This is a genomic window from Pandoraea pnomenusa (genome assembly GCF_040391475.1).
Classification (GTDB): domain Bacteria; phylum Pseudomonadota; class Gammaproteobacteria; order Burkholderiales; family Burkholderiaceae; genus Pandoraea; species Pandoraea pnomenusa_C.
The window spans coordinates 1-26,368 of record NZ_JBEBXS010000041.1 but is presented as its reverse complement, the minus strand read 5'-3'; the positions used below and the strand labels follow the sequence as shown (position 1 = coordinate 26,368).

The 26,368-nt window shown below is 63.4% G+C and carries 22 protein-coding genes; 3 read left to right on the top strand and 19 right to left on the bottom strand.

Annotation, left to right across the window (positions count from 1 at the left end):
* The 16 genes from ftsZ to coq7 all read right to left on the bottom strand — a co-directional run.
* Positions 1-682 (bottom strand): cell division protein FtsZ (ftsZ, locus tag ABWO90_RS24450; RefSeq protein ID WP_353193804.1); only part of this gene is annotated, 682 nt, incomplete at its 3' end.
* Between the two features lie 106 nt (positions 683-788).
* On the bottom strand, positions 789-2,021 hold the full coding sequence (gene ftsA / locus ABWO90_RS24445; RefSeq protein ID WP_010806905.1) for a cell division protein FtsA: 1,233 nt from the start codon (positions 2,019-2,021) through the stop codon (positions 789-791).
* A 22-nt stretch (positions 2,022-2,043) separates the two neighbouring features.
* Positions 2,044-2,877, bottom strand: a complete 834-nt coding sequence (locus ABWO90_RS24440) for a cell division protein FtsQ/DivIB (RefSeq protein WP_353193803.1) — start codon at positions 2,875-2,877, stop codon at positions 2,044-2,046.
* A 47-nt stretch (positions 2,878-2,924) separates the two neighbouring features.
* On the bottom strand, positions 2,925-3,908 hold the full coding sequence (locus tag ABWO90_RS24435; protein WP_353193802.1) for a D-alanine--D-alanine ligase: 984 nt from the start codon (positions 3,906-3,908) through the stop codon (positions 2,925-2,927).
* Position 3,909: 1 nt separating this feature from the next.
* Positions 3,910-5,319 (bottom strand): UDP-N-acetylmuramate--L-alanine ligase, encoded by a 1,410-nt coding sequence (gene murC, locus ABWO90_RS24430; RefSeq protein WP_353193801.1) that lies wholly within the window; start codon positions 5,317-5,319, stop codon positions 3,910-3,912.
* Between the two features lies 1 nt (position 5,320).
* A complete protein-coding gene (gene murG, locus ABWO90_RS24425) occupies positions 5,321-6,424 on the bottom strand; it encodes an undecaprenyldiphospho-muramoylpentapeptide beta-N-acetylglucosaminyltransferase (protein ID WP_353193800.1) in 1,104 nt (367 codons plus the stop codon).
* Positions 6,421-7,689, bottom strand: coding sequence for a putative lipid II flippase FtsW (ftsW, locus tag ABWO90_RS24420; RefSeq protein WP_353193799.1), 1,269 nt, complete (start codon positions 7,687-7,689; stop codon positions 6,421-6,423). Before ftsW ends, murG begins: the two co-directional genes overlap by 4 nt.
* On the bottom strand, positions 7,686-9,212 hold the full coding sequence (murD, locus tag ABWO90_RS24415) for a UDP-N-acetylmuramoyl-L-alanine--D-glutamate ligase (protein WP_353193806.1): 1,527 nt from the start codon (positions 9,210-9,212) through the stop codon (positions 7,686-7,688). Before murD ends, ftsW begins: the two co-directional genes overlap by 4 nt.
* Before the next feature lie 153 nt (positions 9,213-9,365).
* Positions 9,366-10,535: a phospho-N-acetylmuramoyl-pentapeptide-transferase gene (gene mraY / locus ABWO90_RS24410; RefSeq protein ID WP_353193798.1), complete on the bottom strand. Its 1,170-nt coding sequence runs from the start codon at positions 10,533-10,535 to the stop codon at positions 9,366-9,368.
* Between the two features lie 15 nt (positions 10,536-10,550).
* Positions 10,551-11,957: a UDP-N-acetylmuramoyl-tripeptide--D-alanyl-D-alanine ligase gene (locus ABWO90_RS24405; RefSeq protein ID WP_353193797.1), complete on the bottom strand. Its 1,407-nt coding sequence runs from the start codon at positions 11,955-11,957 to the stop codon at positions 10,551-10,553.
* Positions 11,954-13,492, bottom strand: a complete 1,539-nt coding sequence (locus ABWO90_RS24400) for a UDP-N-acetylmuramoyl-L-alanyl-D-glutamate--2,6-diaminopimelate ligase (protein WP_353193805.1) — start codon at positions 13,490-13,492, stop codon at positions 11,954-11,956. Before ABWO90_RS24400 ends, ABWO90_RS24405 begins: the two co-directional genes overlap by 4 nt.
* A gap of 32 nt (positions 13,493-13,524) precedes the next feature.
* Positions 13,525-15,300 (bottom strand): peptidoglycan D,D-transpeptidase FtsI family protein, encoded by a 1,776-nt coding sequence (locus tag ABWO90_RS24395; protein WP_353193796.1) that lies wholly within the window; start codon positions 15,298-15,300, stop codon positions 13,525-13,527.
* Positions 15,297-15,641: a cell division protein FtsL gene (ftsL, locus tag ABWO90_RS24390; protein WP_353193795.1), complete on the bottom strand. Its 345-nt coding sequence runs from the start codon at positions 15,639-15,641 to the stop codon at positions 15,297-15,299. Before ftsL ends, ABWO90_RS24395 begins: the two co-directional genes overlap by 4 nt.
* A complete protein-coding gene (rsmH, locus tag ABWO90_RS24385; RefSeq protein WP_353193794.1) occupies positions 15,638-16,591 on the bottom strand; it encodes a 16S rRNA (cytosine(1402)-N(4))-methyltransferase RsmH in 954 nt (317 codons plus the stop codon). Before rsmH ends, ftsL begins: the two co-directional genes overlap by 4 nt.
* A 22-nt stretch (positions 16,592-16,613) precedes the next feature.
* Complete coding sequence (mraZ, locus tag ABWO90_RS24380) at positions 16,614-17,042, bottom strand: division/cell wall cluster transcriptional repressor MraZ (protein ID WP_039406026.1); 429 nt, start codon at positions 17,040-17,042, stop codon at positions 16,614-16,616.
* 450 nt (positions 17,043-17,492) lie between these two features.
* Positions 17,493-18,140 carry a 2-polyprenyl-3-methyl-6-methoxy-1,4-benzoquinone monooxygenase gene (gene coq7 / locus ABWO90_RS24375; protein ID WP_353193793.1) on the bottom strand — a complete coding sequence of 216 codons (648 nt, stop codon included), beginning with the start codon at positions 18,138-18,140 and terminating at the stop codon, positions 17,493-17,495.
* Positions 18,141-18,458: 318 nt separating this feature from the next.
* Between coq7 and ABWO90_RS24370 the strand changes: the two genes are divergently transcribed.
* Entirely contained in the window at positions 18,459-19,619 is a 1,161-nt protein-coding gene (locus ABWO90_RS24370) for a porin (RefSeq protein WP_353193792.1), read from the top strand.
* Between the two features lie 236 nt (positions 19,620-19,855).
* Positions 19,856-20,335, top strand: coding sequence for a MarR family winged helix-turn-helix transcriptional regulator (locus ABWO90_RS24365; RefSeq protein ID WP_353193791.1), 480 nt, complete (start codon positions 19,856-19,858; stop codon positions 20,333-20,335).
* 101 nt (positions 20,336-20,436) lie between these two features.
* On the opposite strand, the gene ABWO90_RS24360 is transcribed toward ABWO90_RS24365, so the two are convergent.
* The gene (locus ABWO90_RS24360) at positions 20,437-21,573 is read right to left on the bottom strand and encodes an aminopeptidase (RefSeq protein WP_502922697.1); all 1,137 of its coding nucleotides are present in this window, start codon (positions 21,571-21,573) and stop codon (positions 20,437-20,439) included.
* A 53-nt stretch (positions 21,574-21,626) separates the two neighbouring features.
* A complete protein-coding gene (locus ABWO90_RS24355; RefSeq protein WP_353193789.1) occupies positions 21,627-23,702 on the bottom strand; it encodes a molybdopterin-containing oxidoreductase family protein in 2,076 nt (691 codons plus the stop codon).
* A 213-nt stretch (positions 23,703-23,915) separates the two neighbouring features.
* Here ABWO90_RS24355 and ABWO90_RS24350 point away from each other — a divergent pair, with 213 nt between their 5' ends.
* Positions 23,916-25,112 carry a M20 aminoacylase family protein gene (locus ABWO90_RS24350; RefSeq protein WP_353193788.1) on the top strand — a complete coding sequence of 399 codons (1,197 nt, stop codon included), beginning with the start codon at positions 23,916-23,918 and terminating at the stop codon, positions 25,110-25,112.
* 102 nt (positions 25,113-25,214) lie between these two features.
* Here ABWO90_RS24350 and ABWO90_RS24345 read toward each other — a convergent pair whose 3' ends face one another.
* Complete coding sequence (locus ABWO90_RS24345) at positions 25,215-26,066, bottom strand: DUF3047 domain-containing protein (protein ID WP_353193787.1); 852 nt, start codon at positions 26,064-26,066, stop codon at positions 25,215-25,217.
* Positions 26,067-26,368 lie beyond the last annotated feature (302 nt).

Sequence of the window (26,368 nt, the reverse complement as noted above, 5' to 3'; positions counted from 1 at the left end):
TCGCCGTGCCCATCATCGCCTTGCCCTGCTCGCCCATCACCGTCTTCACGTCTTCAAAGTCGACGTTCACGAGACCGTCGACGTTGATGATTTCGGCGATACCGGCCACGGCGTTATGCAGCACGTCGTCGGCGCACTGGAAGCACTTGTCCATCTCGGCGTCGTCGCCCATGACTTCGAACAGCTTGTCGTTGAGCACGACGATGAGCGAGTCGACGTTGTCTTCCAGTTCCTGCGCGCCCGTCTCGGCCACACGCATGCGCTTGCCGCCTTCGAACTCGAACGGCTTCGAGACCACGCCCACGGTCAGAATGCCCATTTCCTTGGCGATCTGCGCCACGACCGGGGCTGCGCCCGTGCCCGTGCCGCCGCCCATGCCGGCGGTAATGAACACCATGTGCGAGCCACGCAGTGCGTCGGCCACGCGCTCACGCGCCTCTTCCGCGGCCGAGCGGCCCATTTCCGGCTTCGCGCCAGCACCCAGGCCGGTCTTGCCGAGCTGAATGTTCACGCTGGCCTGCGAGCGGCCCAGGGCCTGCGCGTCGGTGTTCATGGCGATGAATTCCACGCCTTGCACACCACGGTTGATCATGTGCTGAACGGCATTGCCGCCAGCGCCACCAACACCCACCACCTTGATGATGGTGCCGTTGGTTTCCGTTTCCAACATTTCGAAGTTCATAGCGCCTCCAGTGACATAAAAGCAGATCCGGTATCGCAGGGCACGTGTTGCTCGGGTAAGCCTCGCGTGATGTCAATGCCGAATCCACACCCCTCAAAAAACTGCATTAGAAATTGCTGAAGAACCAGTCGCGCATCCGCGTCCAGACCTGGTTCGCTTGCCCCGACTGCACGGCGACCTTGCGGCCGCGCATGCGCTGGGATCGTCCTTCGAGCAGCAGGCCCATCGCCGTGGCGTAGCGCGGGCTGCGCACCACGTCGGCCAGACCGCCGGCATACTCCGGCACGCCAATGCGCACCGGCTTGAGGAAGATGTCCTCGCCCAGCTCGACCATGCCCGGCATCATTGCCGCGCCGCCGGTGAGCACGATGCCCGAGGACAGCAGTTCTTCGTAACCCGACTCGCGCACCACCTGCTGCACGAGCGAGAACAGTTCTTCGACGCGCGGCTCGATCACCGCCGCCAGCGCCTGACGCGAGAGCGTGCGCGGACCGCGCTCGCCCAGCCCCGGCACTTCGATCATTTCGTCCGGATCGGCCAGCGACTGCTTGGCGATGCCGTGTTGAATCTTGATGTCTTCGGCATCCGGTGTCGGCGTGCGCACGGCCATCGCGATATCGCTCGTGATCTGGTCGCCGGCGATCGGAATCACCGCCGTGTGACGAATCGCGCCTTCGCTGAAGATCGCGATATCGGTCGTGCCGCCGCCGATGTCGATCAGCACCACGCCCAGTTCCTTCTCGTCTTCGGTGAGCACCGAGATGCTCGACGCGAGCGGCTGCAAAATCAGATCGTTCACTTCGAGGCCGCAGCGGCGCACGCACTTCACGATGTTCTGCGCAGCCGACACGGCGCCGGTCACGATATGGACCTTCACTTCGAGACGGATGCCGCTCATGCCGATCGGCTCGCGCACGTCTTCCTGACCGTCGATGATGAATTCCTGCGTGAGGATATGCAGCACCTGCTGATCGGTCGGGATGTTGATCGCCTTGGCCGTCTCGATGACGCGCGCCACATCGGCCTGCGTCACTTCCTTGTCCTTGATCGCCACCATGCCGCTCGAGTTGAAGCTGCGGATGTGGCTGCCGGCAATGCCCGTGAACACGTTGGTGATCTTGCAGTCGGCCATCAGCTCGGCTTCTTCGAGCGCACGCTGAATGGACTGCACCGTGGCCTCGATGTTCACCACGACGCCCTTTTTCAGGCCGCGCGATTCACTCTGGCCGAGGCCAATCACTTCATAGCGGCCTTCAGGGCGCAGCTCGGCCACCACCGCCACGACTTTCGACGTGCCGATATCCAGGGCGACCAACAGATCCTTGTAATCTTTGCTCATAGCGTGTGTAAGTCCTGAAGTCTCACTGGCTTCGCTTGGCCGGCGCGGCAGGTTTCGCTGCCGGCTTCTGCGAATCCCGCTTCTGCACCGGTGCCGTGGCAAGCTTCTTGGCCTGTTCCTCGCTCAAGAAGCGCATGCCCGCAGCACGCACTGCAAAACCGTTCGGGTACCGCAGATCGGCATACTCGATCTGATTCCCCCAGCGCGCCGCAACTTGCGGATACGCCTGTACGAAACGTCGGCTGCGCGTAGCGAGGGTCTCGGGGGTTCGCTCCCGTCCCAACGCCAGTTGCACGCCCCCTGCGAGTCGCACGCTCCACGCGTAGCGATTCGACAGCGCGATCGCCTCGGGTTTCATGTTCAGCGGCGCGAACCACTTCACGAAGTCGTAGTACCGCGCCGTGACATCTTTCTCGCTGCCCGGCGGCCCCGCGAACTCGGGCAGCTTGCCCTCGTCCTCGGCTTCCGCCAGGTTGGCCGCGAAGAGCTCGCCGTCCACACTCACCAGACGGCCGTCGTTCCACGTGGCCAGCGGCTTGTACTCCTCGATCGTCACCGCGAGCTGGTTCGGCCAGACACGCCGCACGCTCGCATGACGCACCCAGGGCACCGCTTCGAACGCCGCTCGCGTGGCGTCCAGATCGATCGTGAAGAAGTTGCCCTTGAGCCGCGAGACGGCATTCGCGCGCAAGGTCGGACCATTGATGTGAGACACGTCCCCATCGATCTGGATCGCCTTGAGCGTGAAGACCGGCCGCTGGATCAACCAATGGCCGCCCGCCGCGAGCGCCGCCAGCACGACGAGTGCGACGAGCGCACTCGCGATGGCGTTGAGCAGGCGTACGTTGTGCCACATGGCGATTTGCTTTCCGTATCAGGGCGTTCTTCAACGCGTTCAATGTCTTACTCGGGTTTCCACTGCGCGTTCGGATGCAGATCGAGCGTCGCAGTTGCCAGAATTTCAACCACCAGGTCTTCATACGACAGGCCCGCCGCCCGCGCCGAGATCGGCACCAGCGAGTGGCCGGTCATGCCCGGCGACGTATTGATCTCCAACAGGTACGGCTTGTTGTCACGCTTGCGCAGCATCACGTCGGCGCGTGCCCAACCGCGGCAGCCCAGCACGAGGTAGGCGCGCAACACGAGGCGCTGCACTTCCTCCTGCAACGACACCGACAACGGCGGCGGGCATTCGTAGCGCGTGTCGTCCTTGAAATACTTGTTCTGGTAGTCGTAGTTCGCGTCCGGCGCGACGATACGGATCACCGGCAGCGCACGCGCGGCGGCCGCACCCTTCGTGCCCACGCCGAGCACCGGCACGGTCAGTTCGTCGCCGTCGATGAACTCCTCGGCGAGCACGTCCGGATCGAGCGCGGCGGCCTTCTCGTAGGCGGCCTTCAACTGCGACGCCTCGGTCACCTTCGTGAGTCCGATGGTCGACCCTTCGCGCGACGGCTTGACGATCAGCGGCAAGCCGAGATCGCGTGCCACGGCGTCGAAATCGCTGTCGGCATTGAGCATCGTGAAGCGCGGCGTGGACAACCCTTCGTTGATCCACACGCGCTTGGTCATCTCCTTGTCCATCGCCAGCGCGGAAGCCAGCACGCCGCTGCCCGTGTACGGCACGCCGAGGTGTTCGAGCGCGCCTTGCAGCGTGCCGTCTTCACCGTAACGGCCATGCAGTGCGATGAACACGCGGTCGAACTTCTGCGCGGCGAGCGCGGCCAGGTCGTGCATGCCGGTATCGAACCCATGCGCATCCACGCCACGCGAGCGCAGTGCCTCGAGCACACCATTGCCCGAGATCAGCGAGATCTGACGCTCGGCCGAGCGTCCACCCATCAGGACGCCAACCTTGCCGAAACGTTTCGGATCGAATGCACTCACGTCAAACTCCTTGCTGAACTTGCAACTTGCCGGGCACCGCGCCGATGGAGCCGGCACCCATGGTGATTACGACGTCGCCCGCTCGGGCAACTTGCAGAATGACGTCGGGTAGTTGCGCAACGTCTTCCACGAAAACCGGTTCTACCTTGCCCGCCACACGCAACGCGCGGGAGAGCGAACGGCCGTCGGCAGCCACGATGGGCGCCTCACCGGCCGAATACACTTCGCCCAGCACCACGGCGTCGGCATCCGAAAGCACTTTCACGAAGTCTTCGAAGCAATCGCGGGTGCGCGTGTAGCGATGGGGCTGGAACGCCAGCACGATACGGCGCCCCGGGAATGCCCCGCGTGCAGCCGCGAGCGTGGCAGCCATCTCGACCGGGTGATGCCCGTAGTCGTCGATCAACGTGAACGAACCGCCGCCGCTCGCCTTGGGCAGCGCGATTTCGCCGTAACGCTGGAAGCGACGGCCCACACCGTTGAACTCGGCGAGCGCCTGTTGAATGGCAGCGTCCGGCACTTCGAGTTCCGTCGCGATGGCAATGGCCGCGAGCGCGTTGCGCACGTTGTGCTCACCCGGCAGGTTCAGCGTAATGTCCAGCGGTGCCGCACCCGCACCGAACTGGCGCAATACGGTGAAGCGCATCTGGCCGCCGTCGGCACGCACGTCGATGGCGCGCACCTGCGCGTCGTCCGACAGACCGTAACGCACGATCGGCTTCGACACGAACGGCAGGATCTCGCGCACGTTCGGATCGTCCACGCACAGCACGGCAATCCCGTAGAACGGCAGGCGCTGCGTGAAAGCCACGAACGACTGCTTCAGACGCGCGAAGTCGTGGCCATACGTATCCATGTGATCGGCATCGATGTTCGTAATGACTTCGATGACCGGATTCAGGTTCAGGAACGAGGCGTCCGATTCGTCGGCCTCGACCACGATGAAGTCACCCGTGCCGAGCTTGGCATTGGCCCCGGCGCTGTTCAGGCGGCCACCGATCACGAAGGTCGGGTCCAGCCCGCCCTGCGCGAGCACGCTCGCCACGAGGCTCGTGGTGGTCGTCTTGCCGTGTGTGCCGGCAATCGCAACGCCCTGCTTCAGGCGCATGAGCTCCGCGAGCATCAGCGCGCGCGGCACGATGGGAATCTGACGCGCCCGGCCCGCGAGCACTTCCGGGTTATCGGCCGTGATGGCCGTGGACACGACGATGGCGTCGGCGCCGTCGATATGTTCGGCTGCATGGCCGCGTGCAATGCGCGCACCGAGGCCGGCCAGACGCTGCGTGACCGCGTTGTCGCCAAGATCGGAGCCGCTCACCTGATAGCCCAGGTTAAGCAACACCTCGGCAATGCCGCTCATGCCCGAGCCGCCAATGCCGACGAAGTGAATGTGTTTGACGATGTGTTTCATTTCAATCCTTGGCCAGAGCCGCGCACACGCGCGCCACTTGTTCGGTGGCGTCCGGCTTCGCGAGCGCCCTGGCTTTCTCTCCCATCGCGAGCAGCGATTCGCGCGTTTGACGGCGCAGCCACTCGGCCAGGGTCTCGACCGACAGCTCGCGCTGGTCGATCAGCGTTGCCGCGCCCTTGTCGGCGAGGAAACGCGCATTCGTTGTCTGATGGTCGTCGACCGCGTGCGGGAACGGCACGAACAACGCCGCCACCCCTGCCGCAGCCACTTCGGCCACCGTCATCGCACCCGCCCGGCAGATCACCAGATCCGCCCCGGCGTAGGCCGCGACCATGTTGTCGATGAACGGCACCGCTTCGACCGTCACCCCCGCTGCGGCGTAGTTCGCCTGCAGCGTCTGAATATGTTTGACGCCCGCCTGATGCGTGACTTGCGGACGATCCTCGCGCGGCAGCTTCGCCAGCGCCTTCGGCACGATCTCGTTAAGCACCGTCGCTCCCAGACTGCCGCCCACCACCAGGATGCGCAGCGGCCCCGTGCGGGCCTGATACCGCTCGGCAGGCGACGCCATGTCGTCGAAGTCGGCGCGAATCGGGTTGCCGACCCACTCGCCACCGGCGATGGTGTCGGGGAACGCCAGCAGCACCTTGTCGGCCACGCGCGCGAGCACCTTGTTCGCCATGCCCGCCACCGAGTTCTGCTCGTGCAACACGAGCGGACGCCCCAGCAGCGACGCCATCATGCCCGCCGGGAACGTGATGTAACCGCCCATGCCGAGCACCACATTGGGCTTGGCGCGGCGAATCGCCCCCAGGCTCTGCCAGAAGGCACGCAGCAGATTGAGCGGCAGCAAGAGCTTCGTCATCAGGCCCTTGCCGCGCAACCCGCCGAACTTCACGAATTCCATCGGAATGTCGTACTTCGGCACGAGCGTCGCTTCCATGCCGGCCGGATTGCCAAGCCACACCACGCGCCACCCCTGCACACGCAGGAAGTTGGCGACCGCGAGCCCCGGGAAGACGTGACCGCCCGTGCCGCCGGCCATGACCAGCAGCGTGCGTGTCTTCGTTTCCGGTGCCGGCATCGCGGTAGCGCGCTCGGTCATACTTTGCCTCCCCGCATCAGCACGCGGTTCTCGTAATCCACCCGCAGCAGAATCGCCACGGCCACACAGTTGAGCAAGATGCCCGAGCCGCCGTAACTGACCAGCGGCAGCGTGAGCCCCTTGGTCGGCAGCAGGCCCAGATTCACGCCCATGTTGATGAAGGTCTGCGCACCGATCCACACGCCCACGCCCTTGGCCAGCAGGCCGGCGAACGTGCGCTCCAGTGCCAGCGCCTGACGACCGATCTCGAACGCGCGGCGCACCAGCCAGTAGAAGAGCAGGATGACCACCACCACGCCCACGAAGCCGAATTCCTCGCCGATCACCGCGAGAATGAAGTCGGTATGCGCTTCGGGCAGGTAGTGCAGCTTTTCGATGCTCCCGCCCAAGCCCACACCGGTCCATTCGCCGCGTCCGAACGCAATGAGCGAGTGCGTCAACTGATACGCCTTGCCGAGCGCGTAGTCTTCGCGCCACGGATCGAGGTACGCGAAGATCCGCTCACGACGCCACGGCGAGAGCCAGATCAGCATGGCGAAGGTGCCCACGGCCGTGAGTGCGAGCCCGCCGAACAGGCGTCCGTTCACACCGCCGAGGAAGAGAATGCCCATCGCGATGGCCGCCACCACCATGAACGCGCCCATGTCCGGCTCGAGCAGCAGCAGCATGCCGACGAACACCACGGCAATGCCCATCGGCAGGAAGCCCTTGCCGAAGCTCTGCATGAATTCCTGTTTTCGCACGGTGTAGTTCGCGGCGTACAGCGTGACCGCAAGCTTCATGATTTCCGACGGCTGGAGGTTGAGCACGCCGAACGGAATCCAGCGCTTCGAGCCGTTCACGCCCTTGCCCACGTGCGGGATCAGCACGATCACCAGCAGGACCAGCGCCAGCAGGAAGACCTTGGGCGCGAGCTTGTCGAGCGTCTTGACCGGAATCCGGAACGTGATGGCCGCCGCGACGAGCCCGATCGTGAGCGACACGATGTGACGGCCGAGGAAGTGGTAGGTCGAGTAGCCGCTGTATTTCGGTGAATCGGGCAACGCCACCGATGCCGAATACACCATCACCAGCCCCAGCGACAGCAGCGAGATCACCACCCACATGAGCGCGTGGTCGTACTCGAGCATGCGCGAGCGCGTCGGCTTGATGCTGCCGAGCGTGCGGTTGGCCGCCTGCGTGGCCGCGCCCGGCGCCGTGGCCGTACCGGCACCGGCGAAACCCGCCTGACGCTTCTTGCTGAAGAACGACTTGATACGGTTCATAGCATCACCCCCGCGTCGGCGGCCAGATCAACCACGGTGTCGCGAAACACCTGCGCGCGATGCTCGTAGTTGCGGAACATGTCGAGGCTCGCGCACGCCGGCGACAACAGCACGGCGTCGCCGGACTGGGCCAGCTTCGCGGCCTCGCGCGTGGCGTCTTCGAGCGTCGCGACGTCGATCAGTTCGACGCCGGTGTCGGTCAGCGCCTCGCGCAGGATCGGCGCGTCGCGCCCGATCAGCAGCACGGCACGCGCGTGATGCGCCACCGGGTTGGCCAGCGGCGAGAAGTCCTGCCCCTTGCCGTCGCCGCCGGCGATCAGCACCAGCGTCTTCTGCAGCCCGGTGATTGCCGCCACGGTTGCGCCGACATTGGTGCCCTTGCTGTCGTCGTAGAACTCGACTTCGTTGATCGTGCCGATCAGTTGCACGCGATGCGGCTCGCCCGGATACTCGCGCAGGCCGTGCAGCAGCTTCGCCATCGGCAGATCGATGGCGCGTGCGAGGGCAAGCGCCGCCAGGGCGTTCGCCGCGTTGTGCTGTCCGCGAATGCGCAGGGCGTCGGCCGGCATCAGACGCTTGCCGAACACTTCGACCGCCGCTTCCACGGCGCCAGCCTTGCGGCGCTTCGGTGCAGGCGGCGCGTCCTCGCGCGTGAAGCCTTCGACCAGCCACCACATGCCGCCTTCCATCTCGAGACCGAAGTCGCCCACCGCGTCGGGCTTGCCCGTGCCGAAGGTCACGACACTGGCTTCGGGAGACGCGCAGGCGATCACGCGAGCGTCGTCGCGGTTGAGCACACGCACCGTCTGCGGACCGAAAATGCGGGCCTTGGCGTTGGCGTAGGCGTCCATGTCGCCGTGCCAGTCCAGATGATCCTGCGTGATATTGAGAATCGCGGCCGCGTCGGGCGCAAGGGAATGCGAGGTCTCGAGCTGGAAGCTCGAGAGTTCGAGCACCCAGACATCCGGCAGCGTGGCGTCGGCGATGCACTCGCTCAGACGGTCGAGCGCCGTGGGGCTGATATTGCCCGCCACGGCCGTGCGCTTGCCCGCGCGACGGCACAGCAGTCCCGTCAGGCTCGTGGTCGTGGTCTTGCCGTTCGTGCCGGTGATGGCGAGCACCTTCGGTGCGTAGCCGCTCGTCGACTGCATGTGACGCAGCGCCTGCGCGAAGAACTCGATTTCCCCCCACACGGGCACGCCACGCTCGGCCGCTTCGGCGAGCAGACCCGCCATGTCGGGCGCGAGCGGCGACAGCCCCGGGCTGATGCCGATGAGTTCGATATCGTCGAGCAGCGCGTCGATCTGGTCAGCGAACTTGCCGCCGACGAATTCGGCCTGCGGCGCGTCAGCGCGCAGCGTGGCAAGGTTCGGGGGTGTCTCCGACGACGCAAAGCGCGTGTCGGCCGCACGTACGCGGCAGCCGTAACGCGCGCACCAACGCGCCATCGCCAGGCCGGACTCTCCCAGACCCAGGATCAGGACACGCGGTTGCCAGGATTCACCAAACTTCTCGCCGAACACTTCGCTCTTTTCCTTTATCGATTCAAACAACCTACGAATGCATCGCTTCGATGACACCGATATACCGCTATCGGCGCGAGCGGCCCTACCTTTAGTCCTTCACTTCAAAACAGCGACATCGCAAGTGCTCGCGATCGCCGTTTTTCGACCCGGTCAGCGCAGTTTGAGCGTCGACAGACCGATCAACACCAGCATCAGCGTGATGATCCAGAAGCGAACCACCACCTGCGTTTCCTTCCATCCCGACAGTTCGAAGTGGTGATGCAGCGGTGCCATCTTGAAGATGCGCCGCCCTTCTCCGAAACGTCGTTTGGTGTACTTGAACCACGTCACCTGCAGCATGACCGACAGCGTCTCCGCGACGAACACGCCGCCCATCACGAAGAGCACGACTTCCTGACGCACGATCACGGCCACCGTGCCGAGCGCGCCGCCGAGCGCCAGCGCGCCCACGTCGCCCATGAACACCTGTGCCGGGTGCGTGTTGAACCATAAGAACGCGAGCCCCGCGCCCGACATGGCCGAGCAGAACACGAGCAGCTCGCCCGCCCCCGCGATGTGCGGGAACAGCAGGTACTTCGAGTACACGACGTTGCCCATTACATAAGCGAACACGCCGAGCGCCGCGCCGACCAGCACGACCGGCATGATGACCAGGCCATCGAGGCCGTCGGTGAGGTTAACGGCGTTGGACGAGCCGACGATGACAAAGTACGTGAGCGCGATGAAGCCGAACACGCCCAGCGGGTAGCTCATCGTCTTGAAGAACGGCACGATGAAGTCCGCCTTCGGCGGCAGATCCAGCGGGAAGCCGTTGCGCACCCAGCTGATGAACAGCTCGAAGACCTTCAGGTTGCTCGTCTCGGAGACCGAGAACGCCAGGTAGATCGCGGCGAACAGGCCGATCAGCGATTGCCAGAAATACTTCTCGCGCGACGACATGCCGCGCGGGTCCTTGTAGACGACCTTCCGGTAGTCGTCGATCCAGCCGATGATGCCGAAGCCCAGCGTGACGGTCAGCACGATCCAGATGAAACGGTTGCTCAGATCCGCCCAAAGCAGCGTGGCGACGGTAATGCCGATCAGAATCAGCACGCCGCCCATCGTGGGCGTACCCGACTTCACGAGGTGAGTCTGCGGGCCGTCGGTACGCACGGCCTGACCCACCTTCATTTCGGCCAGCTTGCGGATGACCATCGGCCCGAACGAGAGCCCGATCACCAGCGCCGTGAGGCTTGCCATCACGGCCCGAAACGTCAGGTAGTTGAACACGCGCAAATAGCTCGCATCCGCTTGCAGCCATTGCGCCAACGTCAGCAACATTCCATCAATCCTTTATCACTTGGCCGGGGCGTTGCCGCCCCCGCTTTCACTCGTAGCGCGCAGTTGTTCCAGCACGCGCTCCATCCGCATGAAGCGGCTTCCCTTCACCAACACCGTGGCCGGCGCACTCAGCGTGGCATTCAGCTCGGCCACGAGAGGGGCGACATCGTCCACGTTCGAAAAATGCTCGCCGCCCACGCCGAACGCGCCAACGCTTTCACGCGCCAGTTCGCCCATCGCCAGCAGACGGTCGATACCGCGCTGTGCGGCGTACTCGCCGACTTCGCGGTGATATTCCGGCCCGTTGTCACCGACTTCACCCATGTCGCCCAGAACCAGAACCCGCGGTGCGGGCGTCTGAGCGAGTACGTCGATAGCGGCCCGGACCGAATCGGGGTTCGCATTATAGGTGTCGTCGATCAGCGTGACACCGGCGAGCGGTCCCCTGGAGAGCGTCGACACCTGAAGACGGCCTTTGACGGCGGAAAACGCTTCGAGTGCCCGAACAATCGAACCAATATCGACATGCGCGCCCAACGCACACGCGATCGCGGCCAACGCATTGCGCGCGTTGTGCTCGCCGAGCAGCGGCAACGTGAGCGAAAACTCGCCCGCAGGCGATGCCACTCGCAGCACGCGCGTGGCCACGTCGTAGCGGCCGGAAACCGCTGCACGTGAATCGAGTGCGAAGTCGAGCACGCGGCGCTTGCCCGCGATCTCGCGCCACATCGGTGCGAATTCGCTCTCGGCCGGGAACACTGCCACGCCGTCGTCGGCGAGCGCCGCCAGCACGGCCGAGTGCTCTTCAGCCACCGCCGCCACGCTCACCATGAATTCCTGATGCTCGCGCTGCGCGTTGTTGATGACGGCCACCGTCGGCTGCGCGATCTTCGCCAGATACGCCGTCTCGCCCGGGTGATTCATGCCCAGTTCGAGCACGGCCAGACGATCGCCCGTCTTCAGGCGGAACAGCGTGAGCGGCAGGCCAATGTCGTTGTTGAAATTACCGGCAGTCGCCAGACGCGCGTCGGCCCCCACCGCCTCGGCGAAGATCGCCGAGATCATTTCCTTCACGGTGGTCTTGCCGTTACTGCCGGTGACGGCCACCACGGGAATCGCAAAGCGACGGCGCCATGCGGCGGCCAGCTCACCCAGTGCGATGCGCGTGTCCGGCACGATCAGTGCCGGCGTCTCGAAACCTTCCGGCACACGCGATGCGACCACGGCGGCTGCGCCGGCGCGCGCCACGTCGGCCAGAAAGTCGTGCGCGTCGAAACGCTCGCCCTTGATCGCCACGAAGAGATCGCCCGGCTGGACCGAACGACTGTCCGTGACGATGCGGGCAAACGACGTCGACGCCGCACCCGTGACTCGCGAATCGGTCACCGCTGCCTGTGCATCGCTCAGGTTCCACATCGTCATTCGCCACCTCCGCGCACAGTCGTCGCACGCGCGGCGAGTGCCAGACGCGCGTGCTCCTGATCGGAGAACGGCCGCTTCTTACCCATGATTTCCTGTGTACTTTCGTGTCCCTTGCCGGCGATGAGCACCACGTCGGCCGCCTGCGCGCCGCGAACGGCCTGCAGGATCGCGCTCGCCCGGTCTTCGATGCGGCGCGCGGCGTCGGGCTGCGCAAGACCGGCGGCAATCTGCGCCATGATCTCGGCCGGCACCTCGGTACGGGGGTTGTCGCTCGTCAGCACGACGGCGTCGGCCAGACGCTCGGCCACCGCGCCCATCTGCGGACGCTTGCCCGCATCGCGGTCACCGCCGCAGCCGAACACGCACACGAGCTTGCCGCCGCGCGCCGTCGCCACCGGGCGCAGTGCGTCGAGCGTCTTGTCGAGCGCGTCGGGGGTGTGTGCGTAATCGATGACGACCAGCGGCTGACCCGGCTGACCGATCTGCTCCATGCGGCCCGAGACCGGCGTGAGCGTCGCAATCGCCGCGATTGCCACGTCTTGCGGCACACCGGCAGCGAGCGCCGCGCCGAACACGGCGAGCGCATTGCTCACGTTGAATTCGCCGATGAGCGGCACCGTGATCTGCTGGCTCTGGTCGTCGATATGCAGCGTGAAGCGCGTGCCGGCGGTCGTCGCGCGAATGTCCTCGGCGCGCAGCACGCGATTGCCGTGCTTTGACTTGGCATCGCCGTGAATGCCGTACTCGATCACCGGCGTCTTGCCGGCCAGACGCGCCAGCAGGCGCTGCCCCATCGCGTCGTCGCGATTGATGACAGCGGCCTTCAGGCCCGGCCAGTCGAACAGTTTCGTCTTGGCCGCCTCGTACTCGGCCATCGTGCCGTGGTAGTCGAGGTGGTCCTGCGTCAGATTGGTGAAGATGGCGATGTCGAAGGCTACGCCGCTCACGCGCCCCTGATAGAGACCGTGCGACGACACTTCCATCGCCACTGCTGCGGCGCCCTGAGCGCGCAGGTCAGCCAGGCTGCGTTGCAACTGGACGGCATCGGGCGTGGTGAAGCCGGTCACCTCCAGGTGTCCCGGGAAGCCGCTACCCAGCGTGCCGATCACCGCGCTGCGCGTGCCGGCCTTCGACACCAGTTGCGCCAGCCATTGACTGCACGACGTCTTGCCATTCGTGCCCGTCACGCCGAACATCGTCATGCCGACGCTCGGCTCGCCGTACCAAAGCGCCGCCAACGGGCCCGCGAGCCAGTCGAGTCGCGACACCCCGAATTGCGGCACATTGGCGAGACTGGCCAGCGATGCCGGCCAGGTAAAGTCGTCGCTCTGCCACACCACGGCGGCAGCGCCGCGCTCGACGGCGTCGGCGATGAAGCCGCGGCTGTCGGCGCCCTTGACGGCGTAAGCCACGAACACGTCACCCGGCGTCACGCGACGGCTGTCGGCGTGCAGCGTGGCACCGGCCGGCACCGTGCGGCGCAGCCAGTCCCAGGCTTGCGCGAGCGTGGCGCGCTCGGTCGCGTTGGCGATCATGCCGAGCGTGGCGGGGTTCTGCGGCGTCGGGGTCACGGTGCCCATGGCTCGCTCTCCTCCACCTTGTCGCTCACGACGAGCTTCGTCACCGGCGAATCCGGCACCACGTTCAGCGCCCGCAACGTGCCGCCCACGATCGAGGCGAACGCCGGACCGGCGGCCACACCGCCATAGTGCGAACCGCGGCCCGGCTCGTCGAGCGTAACCGCCACGATGATGCGCGGCTCGGACATCGGCGCCATGCCGACGAACGACGCACGGTACTTGCTCTTGTCGTATCCCTTGCCCGATTGCTTGTACGCCGTGCCGGTCTTGCCGCCGACGCGGTAGCCCACCACCTGGGCGCGCGTCGCCGTGCCGCCGGGCGATGTCACCATCTCCAGCATCTTGCGCACTTCGCGCGCCGTGTTCGGCGAGATCACCGGCGTGCCCTTCACCACGCTGCCGTCCGTCTTGTAGATGGAGATCGGCAGCAGTTCGCCGTCGTGGGCGAACACGGTGTAGGCACGAGCCAGTTGGATCAGCGAGGCCGACAGACCATAGCCGTACCCCATCGTCGCCTGCTCGATCGGGCGCCAGCTCTTGGCGGGACGCAGGCGTCCCGCGACAGCGCCGGGGAAGCCGATTTTCGGCGCCTGACCCAGACCGACGCTGGTAAACATGTCCCACATTTCCTGCGACTTCATCTGCAGCGCGATCTTGGCGGTGCCGATGTTGCTCGACTTCTGAATCACCCCGGCCACGGTGAGCAGACCGTAGTCGTGCGTATCCGTGATGTTCGCGCCGAAGAAGTTGGCGCGACCGGTGGTCATCACCGTCGACGTGGGCTTGACGTAACCGTTCTCCATCGCGGCCGCGATGGTGATCGGCTTCATGATCGAACCGGGCTCGAACGTGTCGGTGATCACGCGGTTGCGCAACTGTGCGCCGGTCAGGTTCGTGCGGTTGTTCGGGTTGTACGTGGGCAGGTTGGCGAGCGCGAGCACCTCGCCCGTGCGCACGTCGAGTACCACGGCGCTACCGGCTTTCGCGCCGGTGCGCTCGATGGCGTCCTTGAGTTCGCTATAGGTGAGGAACTGGATCTTGCTGTCGATCGACAGCGTGATGTCGTGGCCGTCACGCGGCTGCGCCAGGATGTCGAGATCCTCGACGACGCGTCCCAGACGGTCCTTGATCACGCGACGACTGCCCGGCGTGGCCGCCAGGTCCTTCTGCATCGACAACTCGACGCCTTCCTGGCCAATGTCCTCGACGTTGGTGAAGCCCACGACGTGCGCCGCGATCTCGCCTTCCGGATAGAAGCGCTTGTATTCCTTGCGCTGATAAACCCCGGGAATGTCCAGATCGGCCACCTGCTTGGCGACATCAGGCAGCACCTGACGCTTCACATAGACGAAGCTCTTTTCCTGATTGAGCTTGCGGCGCAGGTCCGGTTCGCCCATCTCGAGCAGGCGCGCCAACTGACGCACCTTCTGCTGTGAGACGTCGTCGGGCACATCTTCCGGAATCGCCCAGATCGCCTTGACGGGCAGGCTGGTGGCCAGCACCTGACCGTTACGGTCGAACACTTTGCCGCGCGTGGCGGACATCTCCAGTGTGCGTTCGTAACGGCTCTCGCCCTGACGTTGATAGAAGCCGTTGCCCGGCCCCTGAATCCAGAAGGCACGCGCGACCAGCGACGCGAACGCGCCGAAGATCACGAAGACGAGCATCTTCGAGCGCCACATCGGCAGACGCACGGACAGGACCGGGCTGGCAGAGAACTGCACGTCCTTGGTCTTGGCCTTGGCGTCTTTGCGGCGGATCATCGCTTGCCTCCGCTCGCCGGGGCGGACGCTGCGCTCGCGGTCGGCACCGGCACGTCCACCATCGCGCCTGCGCTACCGGCCGGGGCGGCCAGATATTGCGTGCGTCCGGGCGAGACGGCCTGCATCTTCAGGTCGCTGCGGGCGACGCTTTCGACGCGGGCACTCTTGCTCTGCGCGCTCTGCTCATATTGAAGACGGTCCCAGTCCTGCAGCAGCTGGTGCTCGAGCGCCTGCTCGCGATTGAGCTCGACGAACGTGCCGCGCGCCCGGTACTGGGCGTTGATCAGGGAGAGCGCGCAGCCGATGAGCAGCGCGAGCAGAAGAATGTTGAGCCGGCTCATGTCGACACCCGCTCCATGACCCGCATGATCGCCGAACGCGCACGCGGGTTGGCTTCCACCTCGGCGGCGGACGGCTTGATCTTGCGGCTGGCCTTGAACGGCGGCTCCGGGATTTCGTGGGCGCGCAAAGGCACGCGACGATCCACCGCCGGCGCGCTCGTGCGCGCTTGCACGAAGCGCTTCACGATACGGTCTTCCAGCGAATGAAAGCTGATCGCCACGAGTCTGCCTCCCGTTTCGAGGACATCGGCCGCCACATCGAGTGCTATCTGCAGGTCCGCAAGCTCTTGATTGACGTGAATCCGTAGAGCCTGAAAGGTACGTGTTGCCGGGTCCTTGCCCTTCTCACGGGTTTTGACGGCACCCGCCACGATCTCGGCAAGCTCGCGTGTACTGACGAGTGGACCGAGGCGATCGGCGTTTGCCCGGCGAGCAACAAGCGCCTTTGCAATCTGAAAAGCAAACCGTTCTTCCCCATAGTCCTTGATGACCTCCGTCATTTCTTCCAGCGTTGCTCGGGCCAGCCAGTCGGCAGCCGACTCGCCGCGCGTGGGATCCATGCGCATGTCGAGGGGGCCATCGAAACGAAAACTGAATCCGCGCGCGGGGTCGTCGAACTGCGGCGACGAAACGCCCAGGTCCAGCAAAACACCCGACACTTTCTCGATACCGCGTCGGGCCAAGGCTTCGCGCAACGTCGCGAAGCTGTCGTGCTCAATCGAAAATCGCGGATCGGCAATCTTTGCCGCCTCCGCGATCGCTTGGGGATCCTTGTCGAACGCGATCAATCTCCCCTTCGCGCCCAGCCGCTCCAGCACCCTGCGACTGTGCCCGCCGCGGCCGAACGTGCCGTCGACGTACACACCGTCGTCGCGCCATAGCAAGGCATCCACGGCCTCCTCTAGCAGGACCGTGCGGTGCTGCATTACCGTTTCCACCGCGTGCGCCATGCTCGTCGGACCACCTGATTTGTCAAAAAGTGAAGTTTTTCAGTGCTTCCGGCATGCCTTGCGCCATCGCCGCCTGTTCCTTGGCGGCGTAAGTCGCGGCATCCCAGAGTTCAAAGTGACTGCCCATGCCCAGCAGCATGACTTCCTTGTCCATGCCCGCGGCCGCGCGCAACTCCGGCGCCACGAGGACACGGCCGGCCGAATCCATCTCGACATCGGCTGCGTTGCCCAGGAAGATGCGTCGCCACCAGTGCGCGTCCATCGGCAGTGCGGCGATCTTGCCGCGGAAGATTTCCCATTCGGGACGCGGGAACAACAGCAGACATCCATCCGGGTGCTTGGTGATCGTCACCTTGCCTTCAGCTTCGCCCTGCAGCACGTCACGATGCCGGGCCGGAATCGACATCCGTCCCTTTGCATCCAGTGAAAGTGCCGAGGCTCCCTGAAACACGTGCGCTCCCGTGAGGTTTCGTCCGCCTGCCCGTCATGCCGAAAGAGAAAGATTTTGTGCTCTACGCCACACAAAAATACACTTTCTCACACTATTTCCCACTTTAGAGGAGAGTGTTTGGGCGGTCAAGCGTTTCACCCGTTTTTGGAAGCGAATTTGTCAGACAGAACAATGACTTAGCGCACGTTTCTAAAGCTCGAAAACGGAATTTTGTCAGGAAAATTAAAGACATAACTGCGATAGTGAAAGTGGAACCTCAAACTTTGGGCGTCGCCTCGCGGGAGGCCCGCCATCACTATCGATACCGGGTAGTGCGCACTCACGCCGTGCCGGAAACCGGGCAATGACCGGTTGGCACGCTTCGCGCGCTGGTCGATCGACATGGGGGATGGGGTCAGTCGGGGAGGGGCGGTCGTTCGCTTTCGTGGATTCGGGGACTTTCCAGGCTCTCTATATATAGTAGGCCGTCGTCGTCATGACTTTGGCGGCGGCGCGCATCACCTGCCGCACCGGCGCCGGCAATTCTATACCACCCGCGTCGCGGGCCGCCTGACCGTGCTCGATCTCGTCGAGACGCATCTGATCGACAATGGCGCGCGAGCGCAAATCCTGCTGCGGCAGGTCGTCGAGATGGCTGTCCAGATGGTGTTCGACCTGTCGTTCGGTCTCCGACATGAAGCCCAGGCTGACCTTGTCGCCGCACTTACCCGCAACGAAGCCGATGGCGAATGCCCCCGCGTACCACAGCGGATTGAGCAGGCTCGGGCGCGAGCCGAGTTCCGAGAGGCGGTGCGCCGTCCACGCCAGATGGTCTTCTTCCTCCTTGCCCGCATGCTCGAACGCGGCGCGCAGCTCCGGGCGCTTCGTCGCGAGCTTCTGCGCCTGATAGAGCGCCTGCGCGCAGACCTCGCCCACATGATTCACTCGCATGAGTCCTGCGACATGACGACGCTCTTGCGGCGAGAGCGCATCGTCACCAACCGGGACATCGCTATCAGGGGATGAGGCCGCGACGGGCGTCGGGCGAGAGGCTTGCGTGACACCCGCGATCGCTCGCAAGCCACGGTCAAGTTCGGAAATCAGGCTGTCGGAGAACATCGTACTTTCAACTCACTCGAATCTTTCACCATGTGGAACACAGGACGATTCTTTCGCGTCCGTTGGCGATGATACGCGCCTTTACCCGGCGTGCCTTGCGCGGGCGCAAACGCATCAAAGCCCCGTCTGACGCCGGTTTTCGGGCTGTTGCGTAAACGAAACAAAGGTCGCCGCAAACCCCCGTAAAACCGGCCTTTTCCTTTGCCGCCCACAGTGAATTTGTTACATTACGTCCAACTTCTCGCGAAGTTGATTAGCAAGGACGTTATCACTAGTGACCTTGTTAAACAAATCTCACAATCCTTTGGAGATCACTCAATGAAAAAGTCGCTTCTCGCTCTGGGTGTGCTCGGCGCATTCGCTGGCGCTGCTCACGCTCAAAGCAGCGTGACCCTGTACGGTATCATCGACGCTGGCCTGCAATACGTCAGCAAGACCGGTGGCAACCTGGCTGGCACGGGTAACACGAACCACAACTTCCAGTTCGCCAACGGCAACCTGCAAGGTTCGCGTTGGGGCCTGAAGGGTGCTGAAGACCTCGGTGGCGGCCTGAAGGCGATCTTCGTCTTGGAAAACGGCTTCAACCTGGGCAGCGGCACGCTGGGCCAGAACAGCCGCATGTTCGGTCGCCAAGCTTACGTTGGCCTGAGCAGCGCAACGGCTGGTACGTTCACCATCGGTCGTCAGTACGACTCCGTGGTTGACTTCGTTGGCCCGTACGCTTCGGGTAGCCAGTGGTCGACGTTCGCGGGTGCTCACCCGTTCGACAACGACAACTTGAACAACTCGTTCCGCGTGAACAACTCGGTCAAGTACACGACGGCTAACTACAGCGGCTTCAGCGCTGGCGGTATGTACGGCTTCTCGAACTCGGCCAACAACGGTACGGACGGCACGGGCTTCGCGAACAACCGCGCTTACTCGTTCGGTCTGGGCTACGCTAACGGCCCGGTGTCGTTCGGCGCTGGCTACTTGTACCTCGGCTCGCCGAGCAGCAACACCACGGGCGTTATCGCTAGCAACGGCGATGCAACGACGGCCATGACGGCTGGCGGCGCAAGCGACAAGGCATGGATCGCATCGGTTGGCGGTTCGTACGCCTTCGGTCCGGCCACGCTGGGTCTGGTCTACGGTCACAGCTCGTACCAGTACGTTGGTGGCGGCAGCTGGAAGTTCGACAACGTCGAACTGAACGGCAAGTACATGCTGACCCCGGCCCTGCAACTGGGCGCTTCGTACACGTACACGTGGTCGACGATCAGCGGCACGGTCGGCAGCAAGAACGGCACGTCGCCGAAGTACCACCAAGTCAACCTGGGCGTCGACTACTTCCTGTCGAAGCGCACGGACACGTACCTGGTTGGTCTGTGGCAACACGCCAACAACGACGCTCCTGGCGGCGCATCGTTGAACGGCCTGGGCTTCTCGAACAGCACGAACCAGTTCGCTGTTACGGCCGGTATCCGTCACAAGTTCTAAGCTGACAGCTTCTGTCACTTAGGCTTTGACGAAAGGGCACCTTCGGGTGCCCTTTTTTTATGCGCGCCGCCAGGCGTGCGCGGCTCTTCCGGTGCCGTAATGTCGTTGTCAACCGATCACGGCCACCCGAGCGTATCGGAAAGTCGGCGCAACGCCGGCTTCGTAGCAGTCCCAGCTTGACCCCGCGTTTATTTCAAACCTAAAATTTCCATACTGTAAATTTCACACCATCAACCATGAGCCTCGCCGACTCCGACTCTCTCGATCTCGAAACGCGAGCTCACGATCGTGAGCACGACGCCCTACGGTTGTGGTTGCGGCTGCTTACGTGCGCCAATCTGATCGAGACGGATATTCGCTCACGGCTTCGTCAGGAATTCGACTGCACGCTCCCGCGCTTCGATCTGCTCGCGCAGCTAGACCGGCATCCGGAAGGATTGAAGATGGGCGAGTTGAGCAAGCGGATGATGGTGACTGGCGGGAATGTCACCGGCATTACCGATCAACTCGAGAAAGAAGGCTGGGTGACGCGCGAAACCGTCGCCAACGACCGGCGCGCGTTTCTGATCAAGCTCACGCCGCGCGGCAAGAAGGCCTTTTCCAATATGGCGCGGGCGCATGAGACATGGATCGAGCAGCGTCTTGGTCGTCTTCCGGAAGACCGCCAGCAGCAGCTTTATGGGCTTCTCGGCGATTTGAAGTCGGTGATTGGGTAGTGTTGGCGTAGCAAGGCCAGACTCGTTCGCCTCGGCTTGCAAGCGGCGGTCCTACGGTATTTGCGGGATGGTATCGCCGTGGTCGCGGGACCAAGTCAGGCTTACCTCGCCGCTTGCGCCGGCCCGTCCAACAGAGCACGCGCGGCGGCCGCCGCCGGCGTACCGTCAAGCGAGGACAGCGCCGCATTGCGCTCGGTTTCCGTCCGTTTGGATAGCGCTTTGACCGCAGCGTAGAACGCGGGCAGGTCATCGTGTTCCTGGGCAAGCAACGCCATGAATGCCGGAACCCACTGATTGTAGGTTGCGAACGAGCCGATCTTGGCGTTGTTCAGATCGGTGGCGAACCACAGATCGAAGCCCTTGTATCCGCCCCACGACACCTTCAGTGCATCGTAATCTGCCCGCATGCCGGCAAACAGCGCGTCTTTTTTCTCGGCTTTCTCCGCGTCCGACGCCGGCCCGTCATACAGCGCCTCGAGACGCTTGCGATACCCGTTGACCAGCATGCGGAACTGACGCCGGTGCGCGTCGTAGCGCTCGTATTCCATCGCGGCATCGGGGTGTGACGTGAGCCATCGATTGACACCGACCGTCTCGACCGTGACGGCAAACGATTCGTTGAAGGTGGTGTCGCCACGAACGAACAGGATCTGATGCGCGAGCTCGTGAAAGATCATGCGCGCGACTTCAGCGCGTGGCAGATAGATGAAGGTATTGAGTAGCGGGTCATCGAAATAACCCAACGTCGAGTACGCTGGAATACCCGCGACGAACGTCTCCCAGCCATCCCGATGAAGTTCGGCCGCGTAGGCCTCCGCCGATTCTCTGGAGTAGTAGCCCCGGTACTCGACGCATCCGACCACCAGCAAGCAGGACTCCCGCAGCTTCAACGACAACGCCGGGGCCGCGAAGACGTTGTAGACGACAAACGGTCGCTTGAGATCCGCGTAGCTGCGATAGCTACCGTTATCCGGCTCACCCAACGCCGTCACCGCATAGCTGCGGATCTGTTCGGCCTCGACAAGCCGGCTGCGCAGGCGCGGATCGATTGACGGGTCGGCAAGCAGATCGGTCACCGGCTGCGCATCATGCAGGACGGTGAAGTGGCCATTGATCGACTGCGCGTAATAGCCGACCTGACCGCACCCGCCAAGGCAGGCCAACAATAGTCCGCCCGCGAGTGCGAGGCGCGAGCGCGCTGCCATCGCTGCCTGCCGCGCGGAAAATGCCGGGAGCATCGCAGACGGTTCGGGCATCGCGGACTCCTCGGCGGTGAGATGGTGCGACCGGATCAGACCGGCGCGACTTCAACGAGACAGTCGTAAAAGGTCGGCGCCCGACCGAGGTCGGTGAGCTGTTGACTGGTGACTTCGTTGGCATTCTTGCCATCTGCCGCGAGCTTTTTCCACCAGATCGACAGGCCGACGACAACCCCCTCGCGAGCTTTCTCCGTGACCTTCGCCTTCGCATTCAACGTCCCTCGGTCATTGAATACGCGTACGCCTGCACCGTCCACAATACCTCGCAGCGCGGCATCTGCGGGGTGAATATCCAGTGTCGGCTCTCCCACCGACGCCCGCAGGCTATCGACGTTTACGAAGCTTGAATTGAGGAAGTTGCGCGCGGGCGGTGAAATCATCGCCAAGGGGTAGCGCGCCGCCAGTTCCGGATTGCTGGCCACCGATTCGTATGGGGGTACCCAATCCGGCAATGGATCGAAGCCCTCTTGCATCAAACGTTCGGAATAGAACTCGCACTTGCCCGAGGGTGTATGGAACTGTCCGTTTGCAAATGGCGCTTCCGGCAGGTCGTAGCGAATCCAGCCATCCCGCTTGAGCGATTCCCAGTCACTGCCCGCCATACGGGCATCGCTCCAACGAATCGATTGCTCGGCGAGTTGATCGTCGCTGTCCGAAAAGCAGGCGTCCTGCCATCCCATGCGCCCGGCCAGCAAACGGAATATCTCGGAATTCGGTTTCGCTTCGCCGAGTGGGGCGATTGCCGGATTGTTTGCCAGCAGATAAGTGTGCCCGTAGGCCTTGTGGATATCCAGATGCTCGAGCTGTGTCGTTGCCGGCAACACGAAGTCCGCGTAGTCGGCCGTGTCCGTCTGGAAATGCTCCAGTACCACCGTGAAAAGATCTTCCCGGCCAAACCCCGCAGCAACCTTGCCCGATTCCGGCGCTACCGCGACCGGATTGCTGTTGTAGACGACCAGCGCTTCGATCTTCGGGCCGAATGCGGCGTCTCCCGGGTGGCACAGCGCGTCGCCGATGGCGCTCATGTTGACCATGCGCGCAGGCCTGTCCTGACGCGCGCGCAAGTCCGGGCGGGCTTGCGCCACGGCGTCCACAGGCGCATAGCCGGAGGTGGACATCAGCAAACCGCCGGCCGGATCGCGCCAGGCGCCGATCAAGGCGGGAAGGCAAGCAACGGCACGCGTTGCCTGGCCACCGCCCTTTACGCGCTGCATGCCGTAGTTCAAACGGATCGCCGCAGGTTTGGCGCTGGCGTATTCACGTGCGAGCGTCACTATCGTGTCTTCACTGATACCGCAGATCCGTGCGACACGCGACGGCGTGTATTGCCGCACACGATCCTTGAGTTGCGCGTACCCCACCGTATGACGCGCAATGTATTCGTGATCGACCAGATCCTCGGCAATCAGCACATGCATCATGCCCAGCGCCAGCGCCGCATCCGTGCCCGGGAGCAGCGCAATATGCTGATGGCACTTCTCCGCCGTCAGCGAACGGTATGGATCGATCGCGATCAACTTCGCGCCACGACGCTTTGCTTCCTGCGCAATCGCCCAGAAATGCACGCTCGACGTGATGGGATTGCTGCCCCAGATCAGAATCAACTTGCTGTCGACGAAATGCTCGACGTGCATGCCAACGCCCGCGCCGTATGTATAACGCAAACCCGCCGCTCCCGCGCTCGCACAGATCGTGCGGTCAAGGTCGGAGGCACCCAACTTGTTGAAGAAGCGGGCGGCCATCGACTCGCCTTGCACGAAGCCCATCGTTCCGGCATAGCTGTATGGGAGCACCGCCTCCGGCTCGCGCGCGGCAATGGCACCAAGACGCGCCGCGATTTCATCGAGCGCCTCATCCCAGCTGACTTGTACGAATTGCCCGCTTCCCTTTGGACCCACCCGCTTGAGCGGGTGCAACAAACGATCGGGATGATAGGTGCGTTCGGTATAGCGAGCGACTTTCGTGCACAGGACGCCCTTGGTCGTCGGGTGGTCCGGGTCCCCCTGGACCTTGATCGCGACGCCGTTCTCCACGGTCACATGCAGTGCGCACGTGTCGGGACAGTCATGCGGGCATGCGGCCCGAACGACGTGGCTATTGGTCGTCATGAAAACTACTCCTCTCTCTACCGAATAACTGCGTCCGGCAATGGTGGGACGCTGGCGATATTGTATTACGTTCGTTCGCCCGGCGCCCCGCCACACGGGCGCTCACGCCCATTTCCGGACGATTCCGGGGCTTCGCCCGGACATTTCCTACCAAGGTGTCAGACCCCGCTAATAAGGGTAAGATGAGCCATTGCGCTCCGCAGGAACCCCGCCATGAAGCTCATCCCAGAAATCGACGCCGCCCGCGGCGAAATTCAGACCATCCGACGTGACATCCACGCCCATCCGGAACTGTGTTTCGAAGAGAAACGCACGTCCGACGTCGTCGCCGAAACGCTGACGAAATGGGGCATACCGATTCACCGCGGCCTCGGCACGACCGGCCTCGTGGGCATTATCAAGAACGGCAGCAGCGACCGTGCCATCGGTCTGCGCGCCGACATGGATGCCCTGCCGATCCATGAAGCGAACACCTTTGAGCACGCTTCGAAGCACGAGGGCAAGATGCACGCTTGCGGCCACGACGGCCACACGGCGATGCTGCTTGCTGCTGCACAGTATCTCCAGAAGCACCGCAACTTCGATGGCACGGTCTATCTGATTTTCCAGCCGGCTGAGGAAGGCGGCGGCGGTGCGCGCGAAATGATCAAGGACGGCCTGTTCGAACGCTTCCCGATGGAAGCCGTTTTCGGCATGCATAACTGGCCTGGCGTGCCGACGGGAACGTTCGCCGTGACACCCGGGCCGATGATGGCCTCCAGCAACGAGTTCAAGATCACGCTTCGCGGCAAGGGAACCCACGCCGGGATTCCGAACGCCGGGATCGATCCGGTGATCGCTGCCGTGCAGGTCGCACAGGCGCTGCAGAGCATCATCACACGCAATAAGCGTCCGATCGATGCGGCTGTCCTGTCGATCACCCAGATCCATGCGGGCGACACGACCAATGTGGTTCCCGACGTGGCATGGCTGGGTGGTACGATCCGCACGTTTTCCATCGAGGTGCTGGATCTCATCGAATCGCGTCTGCGCGAGATCTCCGAGTTTGTCGCCAAGGGCCTTGGTTGCTCGGCAGAAGTCGAATTCCTTCGCAACTATCCGCCGACGATCAACGAACCGGGCATGGCTGCGCTGTGTGCCGATGTCATGCGAGATCTGGTGGGAGACGAGAACGTCAACGACAAGGTCGAACCGACCATGGGCGCGGAGGACTTCTCCTTCATGCTCCTGGAGAAGCCGGGGGCCTACGTATTCATCGGTAACGGCGACGGTACGCACCGTGATAGTGGCCACGGCCTCGGTCCGTGCAATCTGCACAACGCCAGTTACGACTTCAACGACGACCTGCTCCCGCTTGGCGGCACCTATTGGGTGAAGCTCGTGGAGACGTATTTCGAACGTAACAAGTAACACGCCTCGATCCGGACATCCGGATCAACAACAAAAAAAGCCGGCAGATGTAGTTGCCGGCTTTTTTTGCTGATGACGCTTTGAATGCGCGCCTGAAGAAACCTATTTGGCTGCCGTTGTCGTCGGAATACCGTCAGTTTCGAGGCGGATGTCGCCATACCACGCGGTGTACTTCGTCTGCGTATTGTCGCCATCGCTCATGATGGCGATGCCAATCAGGCGCCCCGGCGGCTCTCCGAATGCCTTCTCGTAGTCCTTGGCGATGTCACGGGAATACGTCTGCCACTTGCCGAGTTGGCCATCCCCTCGCTCGACGACGATGGAACGAATGCGCCCCGTATATGGATTCGCGACGACGTCGTCGGGAGCGAATTTATTGTCACCCCAAGTGTACATCAGGGTCGCGAACGGCAACTCGCGGCCACTGACCATATGCGCCAACTCGCGATGGAGGTGGTCCTGCATGGTGAGTTTTGCGGGATCGCCGTCGAACGCCAGGGCGATGCGCACGGGTGCATCGTCGTAACGCTTTGTACGTATGTCCGCATTGGCTGGCATGGCGTCTGCCCGCCAGCGCCACGTCAGCTTCGTCCCCATGTACACGGGGACATCGAGCTTTTGCGCCAAGCCGGAGGCGGATCCGTCGACCGTTGCCCGCATGACGACGACTCCGTCGCTATCGACGGTTTGCTCGTACTGCGTGAGTCGCTTCTGCCGGGTGACCAGGTACGTTTCCCAGTGCGGCGGAAGACCGTTAGCCTGCACGGCCGCGGACAATGGCGCGATATCAGTCTGCCTCAGCGAAGTCGTGGCATTGTCCGGCTTCGGCGCCAACGGTGCCGACACACAGCCGGCCAATCCCCCGATAACCACTACCGCCGCTACGCACTTCGCCGTCGTACGCCAAACACTTCGCTGTCCGCGCCCCTGATCCTGACTCACCACTTTCACCACTTGTTTTGCTCCGCAAACTGCCACTAACCCCGTGGTCGAATGCTAAGCGAGAAGCGGCTGCCGATCTATGCGGAATTTCACATCTTTGCGGAGATGCAACAGCAACGCCGGTAATCGACCCTGTTGATACCAGAGCGTCCGCAGATCTGGTGTTACCTCGTGGAAGCAGGCCTGTCCCGATCGATATGGAAGTGAAACCACAGAGGATTTGCGCGGAGCAAGCGCACTTGAATGCAGAGTGCCCGGAAATGCAGGTCGCGCGAATAATCGAGCGCCCAAAGCAAAAACCCCTTGCTACGCGT

Excerpts from the sequence above, each read along its gene's own strand:
- ftsA (WP_010806905.1), bottom strand. The coding sequence starts at position 2,021 with ATGAGCAAAGATTACAAGGATCTGTTGGTCGCCCTGGATATCGGCACG.
- ABWO90_RS24440 (WP_353193803.1), bottom strand. The coding sequence starts at position 2,877 with ATGTGGCACAACGTACGCCTGCTCAACGCCATCGCGAGTGCGCTCGTC.
- murC (WP_353193801.1), bottom strand. The coding sequence starts at position 5,319 with ATGAAACACATCGTCAAACACATTCACTTCGTCGGCATTGGCGGCTCG.
- murG (WP_353193800.1), bottom strand. The coding sequence starts at position 6,424 with ATGACCGAGCGCGCTACCGCGATGCCGGCACCGGAAACGAAGACACGC.
- ftsW (WP_353193799.1), bottom strand. The coding sequence starts at position 7,689 with ATGAACCGTATCAAGTCGTTCTTCAGCAAGAAGCGTCAGGCGGGTTTC.
- mraY (WP_353193798.1), bottom strand. The coding sequence starts at position 10,535 with ATGTTGCTGACGTTGGCGCAATGGCTGCAAGCGGATGCGAGCTATTTG.
- ABWO90_RS24405 (WP_353193797.1), bottom strand. The coding sequence starts at position 11,957 with ATGACGATGTGGAACCTGAGCGATGCACAGGCAGCGGTGACCGATTCG.
- ABWO90_RS24400 (WP_353193805.1), bottom strand. The coding sequence starts at position 13,492 with ATGATCGCCAACGCGACCGAGCGCGCCACGCTCGCGCAAGCCTGGGAC.
- ABWO90_RS24395 (WP_353193796.1), bottom strand. The coding sequence starts at position 15,300 with ATGATCCGCCGCAAAGACGCCAAGGCCAAGACCAAGGACGTGCAGTTC.
- ftsL (WP_353193795.1), bottom strand. The coding sequence starts at position 15,641 with ATGAGCCGGCTCAACATTCTTCTGCTCGCGCTGCTCATCGGCTGCGCG.
- rsmH (WP_353193794.1), bottom strand. The coding sequence starts at position 16,591 with ATGGCGCACGCGGTGGAAACGGTAATGCAGCACCGCACGGTCCTGCTA.
- coq7 (WP_353193793.1), bottom strand. The coding sequence starts at position 18,140 with ATGTTCTCCGACAGCCTGATTTCCGAACTTGACCGTGGCTTGCGAGCG.
- ABWO90_RS24370 (WP_353193792.1), top strand. The coding sequence starts at position 18,459 with ATGAAAAAGTCGCTTCTCGCTCTGGGTGTGCTCGGCGCATTCGCTGGC.
- ABWO90_RS24365 (WP_353193791.1), top strand. The coding sequence starts at position 19,856 with ATGAGCCTCGCCGACTCCGACTCTCTCGATCTCGAAACGCGAGCTCAC.
- ABWO90_RS24360 (WP_502922697.1), bottom strand. The coding sequence starts at position 21,573 with ATGCTCCCGGCATTTTCCGCGCGGCAGGCAGCGATGGCAGCGCGCTCG.
- ABWO90_RS24355 (WP_353193789.1), bottom strand. The coding sequence starts at position 23,702 with ATGACGACCAATAGCCACGTCGTTCGGGCCGCATGCCCGCATGACTGT.
- ABWO90_RS24350 (WP_353193788.1), top strand. The coding sequence starts at position 23,916 with ATGAAGCTCATCCCAGAAATCGACGCCGCCCGCGGCGAAATTCAGACC.